At 72.8% G+C, this 12,218-nt stretch carries 12 protein-coding genes and 1 other RNA gene; 9 read left to right on the top strand and 4 right to left on the bottom strand.

The features are described from left to right. The 3 genes from ACVNF4_RS11610 to ACVNF4_RS11600 all read left to right on the top strand — a co-directional run. A partial coding sequence (locus tag ACVNF4_RS11610; RefSeq protein ID WP_461802661.1) for a Nif3-like dinuclear metal center hexameric protein occupies positions 1 to 224 on the top strand: 224 nt, incomplete at its 5' end. Beyond that, positions 221 to 964 (top strand): zinc ribbon domain-containing protein, encoded by a 744-nt coding sequence (locus ACVNF4_RS11605; protein ID WP_461802662.1) that lies wholly within the window; start codon positions 221 to 223, stop codon positions 962 to 964. The genes ACVNF4_RS11610 and ACVNF4_RS11605, both read left to right, overlap by 4 nt. A gap of 456 nt (positions 965 to 1,420) precedes the next feature. Further along, positions 1,421 to 3,178, top strand: coding sequence for a bifunctional RNase H/acid phosphatase (locus ACVNF4_RS11600; protein WP_461802660.1), 1,758 nt, complete (start codon positions 1,421 to 1,423; stop codon positions 3,176 to 3,178). A 114-nt stretch (positions 3,179 to 3,292) separates the two neighbouring features. Here the strand turns inward: ACVNF4_RS11600 and yaaA are convergent, their stop codons facing one another. Further along, positions 3,293 to 4,057, bottom strand: coding sequence for a peroxide stress protein YaaA (yaaA, locus tag ACVNF4_RS11595; protein ID WP_461802659.1), 765 nt, complete (start codon positions 4,055 to 4,057; stop codon positions 3,293 to 3,295). Positions 4,058 to 4,154: 97 nt separating this feature from the next. Here yaaA and ACVNF4_RS11590 point away from each other — a divergent pair, with 97 nt between their 5' ends. Beyond that, positions 4,155 to 5,579: an RNB domain-containing ribonuclease gene (locus tag ACVNF4_RS11590; RefSeq protein WP_461802658.1), complete on the top strand. Its 1,425-nt coding sequence runs from the start codon at positions 4,155 to 4,157 to the stop codon at positions 5,577 to 5,579. Here ACVNF4_RS11590 and ACVNF4_RS11585 read toward each other — a convergent pair. Genes ACVNF4_RS11585 through ACVNF4_RS11575 form a run of 3 tightly spaced genes read right to left on the bottom strand, consistent with a single transcriptional unit; the run spans position 5,566 to position 8,565 of the window. Further along, positions 5,566 to 6,162, bottom strand: a complete 597-nt coding sequence (locus tag ACVNF4_RS11585; RefSeq protein WP_461802657.1) for a hypothetical protein — start codon at positions 6,160 to 6,162, stop codon at positions 5,566 to 5,568. The two genes, ACVNF4_RS11590 and ACVNF4_RS11585, sit on opposite strands and share 14 nt — an antisense overlap. Next, on the bottom strand, positions 6,159 to 6,920 hold the full coding sequence (locus tag ACVNF4_RS11580; protein WP_461802656.1) for a MerR family transcriptional regulator: 762 nt from the start codon (positions 6,918 to 6,920) through the stop codon (positions 6,159 to 6,161). The genes ACVNF4_RS11585 and ACVNF4_RS11580 overlap by 4 nt, the downstream gene beginning before the upstream one ends. A gap of 34 nt (positions 6,921 to 6,954) precedes the next feature. After that, the gene (locus ACVNF4_RS11575; protein ID WP_461802655.1) at positions 6,955 to 8,565 is read right to left on the bottom strand and encodes an FAD-dependent monooxygenase; all 1,611 of its coding nucleotides are present in this window, start codon (positions 8,563 to 8,565) and stop codon (positions 6,955 to 6,957) included. Positions 8,566 to 8,612: 47 nt separating this feature from the next. On the opposite strand from ACVNF4_RS11575, the gene ACVNF4_RS11570 reads away from it, so the two are divergent. The 5 genes from ACVNF4_RS11570 (at position 8,613) to ACVNF4_RS11550 (ending at position 12,115) form a co-directional block, all read left to right on the top strand. Next, positions 8,613 to 9,275 carry a TetR/AcrR family transcriptional regulator gene (locus ACVNF4_RS11570; RefSeq protein ID WP_461802654.1) on the top strand — a complete coding sequence of 221 codons (663 nt, stop codon included), beginning with the start codon at positions 8,613 to 8,615 and terminating at the stop codon, positions 9,273 to 9,275. 88 nt (positions 9,276 to 9,363) lie between these two features. Continuing rightward, positions 9,364 to 10,197 (top strand): helix-turn-helix domain-containing protein, encoded by an 834-nt coding sequence (locus ACVNF4_RS11565; RefSeq protein WP_461802653.1) that lies wholly within the window; start codon positions 9,364 to 9,366, stop codon positions 10,195 to 10,197. Between the two features lie 10 nt (positions 10,198 to 10,207). Beyond that, positions 10,208 to 11,137: a DMT family transporter gene (locus ACVNF4_RS11560; protein ID WP_461802652.1), complete on the top strand. Its 930-nt coding sequence runs from the start codon at positions 10,208 to 10,210 to the stop codon at positions 11,135 to 11,137. A gap of 34 nt (positions 11,138 to 11,171) precedes the next feature. Beyond that, an RNA gene (gene rnpB, locus ACVNF4_RS11555) (RNase P RNA component class A) lies at positions 11,172 to 11,576 on the top strand. A gap of 194 nt (positions 11,577 to 11,770) precedes the next feature. After that, positions 11,771 to 12,115, top strand: coding sequence for a hypothetical protein (locus ACVNF4_RS11550; protein ID WP_461802651.1), 345 nt, complete (start codon positions 11,771 to 11,773; stop codon positions 12,113 to 12,115). Positions 12,116 to 12,218: the final 103 nt, after the last annotated feature.

Below are 12,218 nucleotides of genomic sequence, written 5' to 3'. Positions count from 1 at the left end.
CGGACCTGCGCCACCACCCGGCGTCCGAGGCCCGCGCGGAGCACCCCCTCGCGCTGCTGGACGCCGCGCACTGGGCCACCGAGTGGCCCTGGTGCGAGCAGGCCGCCGCCCAGCTCGACGCGGTCTCCGAGCGCGAGGGCTGGGGCCTGCGCACCCACGTCTCCGCCACGGTCACCGACCCCTGGACCAGCCATTCCGCATCCCCCTTTGGAGCCCCCAACTGAACGCCGCGCCCGCCGACCAGAACCGCCTTCTCGACGTCCAGGCCCTCGACGTCCGACTTCAGCAGCTCGCCCACAAGCGCCGCTCGCTGCCCGAGCACGCCGAGATCGAGGCGCTCGGCAAGGACCTCACGCAACTGCGTGACCTGCTCGTCGCCGCGACGACCGAGGAGAGCGACTGCTCCCGCGAGCAGACGAAGGCCGAGCAGGACGTCGACCAGGTCCGCCAGCGTGCCGTCCGCGATCAGCAGCGGCTCGACTCCGGCGCCGTGACCTCGCCGAAGGACCTGGAGAACCTCCAGCGCGAGATCGTCTCCCTCGCCAAGCGGCAGAGCGACCTCGAAGACGTCGTCCTCGAAGTCATGGAGCGGCGGGAGTCCGCACAGGAGCGGGTCGCCGAGCTGACCTCGCGCGTCAGCGCCGTCCAGGGGAAGACCGACGACGCCACCGCGCGCCGCGACGCCTCCTTCGGGGAGATCGACGCGGAGGCCGGGACCGTCACCAAGGAGCGCGGCGTCGTCGCGGGGTCCGTGCCGGCGGATCTGCTCAAGCTGTACGACAAGCTGCGCGAGCAGCAAGGGGGGATCGGGGCGGCCAAGCTGTACGCCCGGACCTGCCAGGGGTGCCGGCAGGAGCTGGCCGCCGCCGAGCTGGCGGAGATCCGTAAAGCGCCTCGGGACGCGGTGGTGCGGTGCGAGAACTGCCGGCGGATTCTGGTCCGTACGGTCGAGTCGGGGTTGTAGGAGGTAGGAGGGGTGGGGGTCGGGGAGATTTCCGGGGAACCGGGGGCTGCGCTCGGGGTGGACTCGGGGGCGGACCCCGGGGGGATCTCCGGGGTGGGCTCCGCGGGTGACTCGGGGGCGGGTGCGGACGGTTCGGCGCCGGGGGTGGCTCTGGGGGCGGAGGGGGGTCCGGGGGCGGGGGCCTTGGCTTCGGGTTCGGGACGGGTTTCGGACGTGGCTCTGGGGTCGGGACTCACCTCGGCTTCGGGTCCGGGACTGGTTTCGGGTTCAGGACTTGCCTCGGCTTCGAGTCCGGGACCGGCTTCGGACGCGGTCCTGGCTTCGGGACTCGCCTCGGCTTCGGACTCGGACCCGGGTTCGGGGCCCGCTGCGGTTCCGGACCCTGCCTCGGGTTCCGGCCCCACCTCGCCTGCGGACCCCGTCCCCGCCTCAACGCCGGACGCCGCTGCCGTCGGCGTGCCCGTCGAGGTGATCGTCGAGGCCGACGGGGGGTCTCGGGGTAACCCCGGGCCCGCCGGGTACGGCGCTGTCGTCATCGACGCCCGTACCGGGGAGCTGCTCGTCGAGCGGTCAGGGTTCCTCGGGGTCGCCACCAACAACGTCGCCGAGTACAGCGGGCTGCTGGCCGGGCTGCGGGCGGCCCGCTCGCTGAACCCCGCCGCACGGGTGCGCGTCCGGATGGACTCCAAGCTCGTCGTCGAGCAGATGTCCGGCCGCTGGCAGATCAAGCACCCCGCCCTCCGCCCACTCGCCGCCGAGGCCCGCCGGGTACTGCCGAGCGGACAGGTCGGCTACGAGTGGATGCCCCGCTCCCAGAACAAACGCGCGGACCGCCTGGCGAACAAGGCGATGGACGCCGGGCAGCGAGGCGAGGCACCGATCGAGGACCCGCTGCGGACGACGCCGGCGGGCGGGGCTGGTGCCGTCGGCGAGGTGGCGGCGGGGGGTGGTGCCGTGGACGAGACCGAGGTGGACGACGGTGTCGGCGTTCAGGGGGCTTTCGGGGACGACGGTGTCGGCGTTCAGGGGACTTTCGGGGACGACCGTGTCGACGCTCAGGGAACCCTCGCCCCGGGCCCGCGCACCGTTGCCCACCTCGCAGCCCCGTCCGACACCCGCGCGTCTTCCTCCGGCACCGAGGTCGCCGATTCCGACACCCGCGCCCCCTCCTCGGGGGCTCGTGCCGCCGATTCCAGTCCCCGCACCTCCTCGTCCGGCGCTCGTGTCTCCCCTTCCGGTACCGGTGCTGTTCCTTCCGGCACTCCCGTGCCTTCCTCCGGCGCTCGCGTTTCCCTTTCCGGCACCGGTGCTGTCCCTTCCGACACCCGCGCCCCCTCCTCGGGGGCTCGTGCCGTCGATTCCAGTCCCCGCACCTCCTCGTCCGGCGCTCGCACCGCTCCTTCCGGCACCTCCGTGCCTTCGTCCGGTACCTGCGTCTCCCCTTCCGGCACCGGTGCTGTCTCCTCCGGCGCCCCCGTGCCCTCGTCCGGCGCTCGCGTCTCCCCTTCCGACACCCCCGCCCCCTCCTCCAGCACCCACCCCACCCCCTCAGACCCCCGCGCAGCCCGCAACCTCGCCGCCCCCGACATGCGCACCCCCGCCACCCTCGTCCTCCTCCGCCACGGCGAAACCCCCCTGACCCCCCAGAAGCGCTTCTCCGGAAGCGGCGGTTCGGACCCGGGCCTTTCCGACGTCGGTCGCGATCAGGCGGCCCGCGTCGCCGAGGCACTCGCCCGCAGGGGCACGATCGAGGTGATCGTCGCCTCTCCGCTGGCCCGTACCCGCGAGACCGCCGAGGCCGTCGCCGTCCGCCTCGGTCTGGACGTGATCAGTGAGGACGGCCTGCGGGAGACGGACTTCGGCGCCTGGGAGGGACTCACGTTCGGTGAGGTCCGTGAGCGGTACCCGGCTGACATGAACGCCTGGCTGGGCGACCCCGAGGCCCGTCCGACGGGCGGCGGCGAGAGCTTCGCGGAGGTGGCGCAGCGGGTCGCCGAGACACGGGACCGCCTGACGGCCACGTACGCCGGCCGCACGGTCCTCGTCGTCAGCCACGTCACCCCGATCAAGACCCTGATCCGCCTGGCCCTCGGCGCCCCGCCCGAGGCCCTCTTCCGCATGGACCTCTCCGCCGCGTCCCTTTCGGCGGTGGCGTACTACGCGGACGGCAACGCGAGCGTGCGGCTGGTGAACGAGACGTCACACCTGCGGTAGCGCTGCCTCTGGGGGCGGTACGGGGCGGGTGGGCCGGTGTCGGGGTGAGGTGCGGTGCCGGGCGTGAGCCGTTTCCCCCGACGCACCTCACTTCACCCGCCTCACCTCCACCCCTCAGTGCACCTCATCCACCAGCACATCCAGCCTCCCCGCCCCCGCGACCTCCACCACATACCCCAACCCCCGCAGCACTTCGACAAGTTCCCCCGGCCCCGACGGCTCAGCCCCCGACGTCAGCAGCCCCCGCACGATCCGCCCCTTCGTCGCCTTGTTGAAGTGGCTGACGACCTTCCGCGTCGGCGCATGCAGCACCCGGACCGTCGCCGTACGCCCCGCGACCTCCCCCTTCGGCTTCCACGCCCCGGCATACGCGGAGGACCGAAGATCGAGCACCAGCCCCTCCCCGGCCACCTCCGGCAGCACCTCGGCCATCGCCCCCCGCCAGTACGCCCCGAGCGCCCCCACCCCCGGCAGCTTCACCCCCATCGAGCACCGGTACGACGGAATCCGGTCGGTGACTCGAACGGCCCCCCACAACCCGGAGAAGATGAGCAACGAACGCCCCGCTCGCTCGACGGCGTCGGGTTCGAGGGTGCTCAGCCCGAGCGCGTCGTACAGCACCCCGGTATAGATCTCCCCGGCGGGCCGAGCCCCCGCACCGAGCAGCTCGGCGTTCTTCGCGACCTCCCCCCGGAGCCCCTCACTCAGCCCCAACACCTCCCGAGCCTTCTCCTCGTCCCCCGCACACAACTCCACCAACTCCCCGAGGACCGTCTCCCGAGCCTCCCGCAACCCCGGAAGCGACAACGCCTCCACCTTCACCGGCGCCCCGGTCCCCGACACGGCCTTACCTTCGGACGGCGGAAGCAACACAAGCACGAACGCTCTCCTTAACGACAACTCCCCCCAGCGTAAGCGCCCCCCACAGCCGCCCCCCGCACATGCCCCGCTCCCGCCCCCGCCCTACGCTCGACCCATGCCCCGCCGCCCCATCCACGTGACCGGCGCCCCCGAAGCCCCCCTCCGCGCCGCCCTCGCGACCCTCCGTGCCGAACTGGGAATCCCGGACGCCTTCCCGCCGGAGGTCCTCGCGGAGGCGGACAGAGCCGCGAACACCCCGACACTCCCGACGCACGATGCGACGGACATCCCGTTCCTGACGATCGACCCGCCGGGCTCGAAGGACCTGGACCAGGCGCTGCACCTGTCCAGACAGGGCACGGGCTACCGGGTCCGGTACGCGATCGCGGACGTCGCGGCCTTCGTCACCCCGGGCGGCGCCCTGGACGCGGAGGCACAGCGCAGGGTGACGACCCTGTACTTCCCGGACGGCAGAGTCCCCCTGCACCCGGACGTCTTCGGAGAGGGCGCCGCCAGCCTCCTCCCGAACGAGACCCGCCCGGCGGCCCTGTGGACGATCGACCTGGACCCGGACGGCCGAACGCTCGCGGTGGACGTCCGCCGCGCACTCGTCCGCAGCAGGGCGCGACTGGACTACCAGGGGGTGCAGAAACAGCTCGACACGGGCACGGCGGAGGAACCCCTCACCCTGCTGCGGACCATCGGTGAACTGCGGGAACACCTGGAGGCCGAGCGAGGCGGCATCTCCCTGAACGTCCCGGAACAGGAGATCGTCGAACGCGACGACACGTACGAGCTGACGTACCGCGCCCCCCTCCCGGCGGACGGCTGGAACGCCCAGCTCTCCCTGCTGACCGGCATGGCCGCCGCCGACCTGATGCTGTCCTACGGCACGGGAGTGCTCCGCACCCTCCCCACAGCCCCGGACGGCGCCGTCGGCCGCCTGCGCAGAGTCGCGGAAGCACTCCGCATCGACTGGCCCCACCACGTCCCCTACTCCCTCCTGATCCGTTCCCTCGACCCGCACGACCCCCGCCACGCCGCCTTCCTCCAGGAGTGCACGAGCCTCCTGCGCGGCGCCGGCTACACCGTCTTCCGCGACGGCTCCCTCCCCGCCCTCACCACGCACGCGGCCGTCGCCGCCCCGTACGCCCACTGCACGGCACCCCTGCGCCGCCTCGCCGACCGCTACGCCACCGAGCTGTGCCTCGCGGCGATGGCGGGGGACCCGCCGCCGGAGTGGGTCCTCGCCGCCCTGGACGCGCTCCCGGAGCGGATGGCCGAGGGCGGCCACCGGGCGAACGCCGTGGAGCGGGCCTGCGTGGACATCGTCGAGGCCGCCGTCCTCGCCGGCCACGTCGGCGAGACGTTCGACGCCTGCGTCGTCGACCTGGAGAACCACCACGGCACCGTCCACCTGGAGTCCCCCGCGGTCGTCGGCCGTATCGACGGCGATCACCTCCCGCTCGGCGAACACCTCCGCGTCCGCCTCACCCGAGCCGACCCGGCCACCCGCACGGTCCGCTTCACACCGGCCTGACCTCCCCGGACTCCCGGACTTCCCGGGCCTGCCGGATCTCGCGGACGACGGTGTCGGCGTCGTCGGCATGGAACCGCACCACCCTCACCTCCCGGCCTTGCCCCAGCATCCCCCGATGGACCACCGGCTCCGTCAGCTCCAGCGTGATGGAGGTCTGTCCGCCGACCGCCAGGTTCAGCTCCCCGTTCGCCTCGGTGTGGGAGAACCGGGTCTCGCGGCGGACGCCGGCTATTCGGTCGTGGGGGAGACGGAGGTCGACGTGCCCGCCGTGCCGGACCCGCAGCGCGTCCTCCGTCAGGAGGTGCGGCCGGACCACGCAGGAGGCGTGCAGCCCGAGGACCAGGGCGAGGGTGTAGACGTCGAACGCGGACATCACCCAGTGCACGACGGGGTACTCCCACAGCCAGGCGGCCATCCCGACCGTCTCGACCACGCACACGAACGCGATCCCCGCGGTCATCGCCCCCTGCCCGCGCATGTACGCCAGCCGCCGCCCCTCCCCGGTGCGCCGCCTTCCCGTCCACCGCGCGAGGTCGGCCCACATCCGCCCCTGATGCCGGGCCAGCGCCCGAACGACCTTCATGTCCGCACCCCCAGAATCTCCAGCACCCGCCGGATCGCCGCCGCCTGACCGGGCGGGAAGTCGGCATAGAAGGCGCGCAGGAACGAGCTGTCGGGCTCCGCCCGCTTGAGCTCCGGCCCCTCCGGCAGCAGCCCCGCCGGCACGCACGCGGCGAGCCGGTGCGCGGCGTCCTCCACGCGCGGGTCGTCCGGTGCCACCTCGGCCAGCGCGTCGAGCAGGGCGTACGCCTCGTTCGCCCGCGCGATCGTCTCCGGGGAGCCCGCGACCTCCCCGACCGCCGCGAGCAGCCGGTCCCGGGTCTCCGGAGGTACCGCCGTCTCGATCAGGGCCAGCACCTCGCGGTCCTTCGCGGCCATCGGCGAGTCGGAGAGCCCGGCGGACGTCCGCGCGAACAGCTCCGCCAGCTCCGGGGAGACGGGCCCCTCGGCCGACAGCTCGCCCGCCTCCAGGAGGACCCGCAGCCGTGCCCGTCTCTCCCGGAGCGCCGCCTCCTGCCGGGCCAGGTCCTCGTCCAGCTCCTCCAGGACCTCGGCGAGGTCCTTCCCGGCGTCGTCCGCCAGGACGTCCCGCACCTCGGCCAGGCCCACGCCCAGTTCGGTCAGCCGGCGGATCCTCGCGAGGGCGACCGCGTGCCGGAGGGTGTAGTCCCGGTACCCGTTCGAGAGACGGTCCGGCTCCGCGAGGAGGCCCAGGTGGTGGTAGTGGCGTACGGCGCGGGTGGTGACGCCGACGGCGTCCGCGAGTTCTCCGATCCTCATGCCCACCAGTACAGACGTTGACGTCGCGGCAAGGTCAAGGGTGGTCATCGCCGGCTCCCTCCGGGATGCTGTCCGGTGTCCCGAACCAGCGCTCCAGCGCCGCCTCCAGCGGCTCCCCGCCCGCCCCGGGACCCTTCTCCGTGTCCGCCGCCCACGCCGTGAACCCGTCCGGCCGGACCAGCAGCGCCGCGAGGCCGGGGCGGTCCGGGCAGGCGGCGGTGACGACGGTGACCCGGTCTCCGTAGCCCTCCGCGCGGGCGCGTAGTTTCGGGTCGTCGGTGAGGTCGAGGAGGAGGCCGCGCGCGGTGTGCAGCAGGTCGGCGAGGCGGGTTCCGTCGGCCAGCTCCAGGTCGGGGGCGCTCGCGCCGGCCAAGGGGTGGTCACCGGGGAGGTCGTACCGCTGCCAGACGCCGGAGATCTGCTTGACCAGGTGTGTCGTGCCGTCCGTGGTGCGGGTGAGGTCGGCGAACACCTTGTGCAGGGCCCGCGCATGGGACTCGGGGCGCATCAGGGCGATCTGCGCGCGCGTCCAGTCCAGGACCCAGGCGCCGATCGGGTGCCGTTCCGCCGTGTACGAGTCGAGGAGGGCCGGCGGAGCCCAGCCGCGCACGACCGCCGCGAGCTTCCAGCCGAGGTTGACCGCGTCCCCGATGCCGAGGTTCAGGCCCTGGCCGCCGAAGGGGGAGTGGACGTGCGCCGCGTCGCCCGCGAGGAGGACGCGGCCCTTGCGGTAATCGCTCGCCTGGCGGCAGTTGTCAGTGAACCGGGTCGCCGTACGCACCTTCTCCACGGTCACCTCCACCCCCGTCACCCGGCGCACGCTCGCCTGGAGTTCCTCGGCCGTGACCGGTGCCGTGCGGTCGGCCGGGGGGCCGTCGAACTCGACCGTGAGGATCCGGCCGGGCAGCGGGCCGTGCGCGTAGGTGCCCGTCGCGGTCGTGTTCCAGCCGGTGGCCAGCGCCTCGGTACCTGTCAGGTCGGCCAGCGCCTGGTAGCCGGTGATCTCGGGAGGCGTGCCGGGGAAGTCGAAGCCGGCGAGTTTGCGAACGGTGCTGCGCCCGCCGTCGCAGCCGACGAGCCAGCCGGCGTGGACGGTACGGGACTCACCGGGGATGCGGGCGCCGGCGTCCGGGGCCGCGTGGGTCTCGGCCAGCCGTACCGACACCCCGTCGCGGCTTTCCTCGAACCCTGTCAGTTCCACCCCTCTGCGCACCTCGACCCCCAGCTCCTGCGCCCGCGCGGCCAGCACCCGCTCCAGCGCGGACTGCGGGATCAGGCCGATCTCCTCCGCGCGGCCGATGTCCGCCCAGGCGGGGTCGTCCGGGTCGAGGAAGGCGGCGTCGAGGGGGATGCCCGCGAAGTGGCCGGCGAAGCGGGGCGGCGGGACGAGGTCCTCGCCCTGATCCTCGCGGAAGCGCCGGAAGCCGGCCATCGCGCGCTCCTGTATCTCCGCGAGCGCGGGATGGAAGCCGCGCCGGTAGAGGGCCACGGCGGAGGGGGAGTTGACCGCCATCGCCTTGATCGTCTCGTCCACCTCCGTCAAGCGCTCCACGACCAGCACCTCCACACCCCCGAGCCACAGCTCGCAGGCCAGCAGCAGACCGGTCGGACCGGCCCCGGCGATCACCACGTCGAAATTCGTCATGCGAACACTGTAGCCACTAAAAATTTGTTTCCGCTATAGTTTTTCGCATGGAATCCACGAATCCCGCCGAGAGCGAGCGGACGAAGCTGGAGCGGACGGTCGAACTGTCCCTGCGTGAGCGGAAGAAGCGCGCCACGAAGCAGCGGATCTCCGACGTGGCGACGGGCTTGTTCGTGGCCCGCGGCTTCGACGAGGTCACGGTCGCCGAGGTGGCCCGGGCCGCCGACGTCTCGGCGATGACGGTCTTCAACTACTTCCCGCGCAAGGAGGACCTCTTCCTCGACCGCATCCCGGAGGCGGTGGAGACCTTCACCGAGGCCGTCCGCCGCCGCCCCCCGGACCAGACACCCCTGACGGCCCTGCACGACCTGGCCGTGACACTCCTGGAGACCCACCACCCCCTCTCCGCCGTGGACGACGACTTCCCCTCCTTCTGGCAGGTCGTCGTCGACTCCCCGGCCCTGCGCGCCCGCGCACGCGAAGGCGTCGAGGAACTGGAGACGGCCCTGGTGACCGCCCTCGCCGAGACCGCCCCCGAATACCCCGACCCCCACCTCGCCGCAGCCCTCACGATCGCCGCCTACCGCACGGTCTACATCGCCTCCGCGCGGCGCCTCATGGCCGGTGAACCCGCATCTGCCGTGACCGACGGCCACCGCGCGCACCTGACCCGCGCCTTCACCGCACTGGAGGCCGCCTTGGGCGCCTGACATGGCCGGATGCCCGCGGAACGGCGGAATACAGGAACGCGGCAGGGGAGTTTTCCAGAGCGGTACACAGCACACGGGGGAGCACTGGATGGGTGAGCAAGCGTTGTGGACGAGAGCCCGGCTCGGGAATGGCGGGGCGCCGGTCGACCTGCTGACCGCGCGGTTCGAGAAACACGTCTACGCGCCGCACGCGCACGCCGAGTTCACCGTGGGGGTGTGCGTCGGCGGCTCTGAGGTGATCGCCTACCGGGGCGGGCACGTCCGCACCGGGCCCGGGACGATCGTTGTCCTGGCCCCCGGCGAGACACACACCGGAGGACCGGGAAACGCCACCGACGGCTACGCCTACCGCGCCGTCTACGCCGAACCCGGCCTCCTGGGAGACGGCACCCTCGGCGGCGTACCGCACTTTTGCGAGCCGCTGATCCACGACCCGGAACTGGCCGAGACTCTGCGCCGCACGCACGTCGCGCTCAGCGCGCACCCGGACCCGCTGGAGGCGGAGTCCACCATCCCCTGGCTGCTCACCACCCTGGCCCGCCGCCACTCCACCGCCCGCCCGACGGACGACCGCCTCCCCGGATCCACGGCCGTCGCCCGCGCGGTACGCGACCGCCTCGCCGACGAACTCCTCGAACCACCGGCCCTGTCCACACTCGCCACCGACCTGGGGCTGTCCCGGTACCAACTGCTGCGGGCATTCCGTACGACGATGGGACTGCCGCCCTACGCCTGGCTCGCCCAGCACCGCGTGCACCGCGCGCGGGGACTGCTGGACGCCGGACTGCGCCCCGCCGAGGCCGCCGCCCTCGTCGGCTTCGCGGACCAGGCGCACCTCACGCGCTGGTTCCGGCGCGTCCTCGGCGTCACCCCGGCGGCGTACCGCAACAGCGTTCAAGACACCGGCCGGGGAAGGGGGTGAGACTCCGACCATGACTGCACGTGGCTGGTTCCTGTTCTCCCTGATGGGAGTGGTCTGGGGCATTCCCTATCTGATGATCAAGGTGGCGGTGGAGGACCTCTCCCCGACCATGGTGGTGTTCACGCGCTGTGCCCTCGGCGCGGCCCTCCTGCTCCCCTTCGCGATCCGCCAGGGCGGCCTCCCGCGCGCGGTGCGCGCCCACTGGCTGCCGATGCTGGCGTTCGCGGTCATCGAGATCGTCGGCCCCTGGATCACCCTCACCGACGCCGAGCGCCACCTCTCCAGCTCGACGGCAGGCCTGCTGATCGCGGGCGTCCCGATCGTCGGCGTCGTCCTCGCGCGCTTCTTCGGGGACACGGAACGGCTCGGCACACGGCGTGTCGCGGGCCTCGCGCTGGGTCTCGCCGGCGTCGGCGTCCTCACCGTCCCGCATCTGACCGGCGGGGACGCGCGCTCGCTCGCCGAGGTGCTGGTGACGGTCATCGGCTACGCGACGGCACCCCTGATCGCCGCCCGCCACCTCAAGGACGTCCCCTCCCTCCACCTCACCGCCGCCTGCCTCGCCTTCGCCGCCCTCGTCTACGCGCCCTTCGCGGCGGCGACCTGGCCCTCCGAGATGCCCTCGGCCACCGTCCTCGTCTCCCTCGCGGGGCTCGGCGTGATCTGCACGGCGATCGCGTTCGTCGCCTTCCTGGAGCTGATCAAGGAGATCGGGCCCACGCGGTCCACGGTCATCACGTACATCAACCCCGCGGTCGCGGTGGCGGCGGGCGCGCTGTTCCTCGGCGAGAGCCTGACCGTGGGCATCGGGGTCGCGTTCACCCTGATCCTCGCGGGGTCGGTCCTGGCGACGGCGTCCAGCGCGGGGGGCTCCGCCCCCGCAACCTCGCCTGTCCCCTCTGCCCCCTCCGTCCCGTCCGTCCCCTCGGGGTCGGAGTAGGGCGCCCGCCCGGTACCATGGTCGACACGGCAGACGAGCCGGGCGGACGGCCGCGTGGACTCCCCCAGGGGAGCCCCCGAGGAACGTCCGGGCTCCACAGGGCAGGGTGATGGCTAACGGCCACCCGGGGTGACCCGCGGGACAGTGCCACAGAAAACAGACCGCCCGGCGCTTCGGCGCCGGGTAAGGGTGAAACGGTGGTGTAAGAGACCACCAGTGCCCAGGGTGACCTGGGCAGCTAGGTAAACCCCACCCGGAGCAAGGTCAAAAGGAGCGCCGTGAAACGCGCTCTGCGCGGACGTTCGAGGGCTGCCCGCCCGAGTCCGCGGGTAGACCGCACGAGGCCGACGGCAACGTCGGCCCTAGATGGATGGCCGTCGCCCCGGGGCCCGCGAGGACCCCGAGGAAACAGAACCCGGCGTACGGCCCGGCTCGTCTGCCTTTACGGCTCTGACCTGGGCTTATGTCCCGGCCGGGACCGCTCGGAGCCCTCTGGGCCGGACGGAGGACTTCGACGTCTGGGTGCGTACGGCGTGCGCTCTCGTGGTCGCCGGAGTCGCCGCGTACGCCTCGTACGTCCACCAGCGGGAGTTCGCCTTGCAGGGGCGGGGTGGACCGGGTCAGCGCCTGGCTGTGGCCGCTGTCCGTGGACGGTCTGCTGAGGCCCGCCCGGATCCCGCGCTGGAATGGAAACCGGTCCTGGTGGCCGGCCGGCCCCCGGTCGCGCTGTTGCTGTCGGTCGAACTTCCGGTGCATCGCCCCGGTCCGGTGGTCCGGGAGGAGAAGGCCGAGCTTCCTCAGGAAGGCGGCGATCCGTTGCCGGCGCAGGCGCGGATGCTCGATTCCCGTCACCGTGAACCCCATCAGCGGCCGGTCTCGGCCGAGACCCTTCGGAAGGAACCGCGCGTGGGGGCTCAACGCTCCCGGCAGTTGGCCGCGATTATCAGGGGAAGTCTCAACGGTGATGGCGCTGGCTGAGGTCGTGTCCCGCCTCGTGGTGTGAGCGACCTTGCTCGACACGCTCCGACAAGCCGCGCGTCGGCCGGCCGCAGGGACGCGGCGCCCGCCTCGCGTGCGGCTG

The organism is Streptomyces sp. S6, from assembly GCF_054880855.1.
This window is presented reverse-complemented; position numbering and strand designations above follow the sequence as displayed.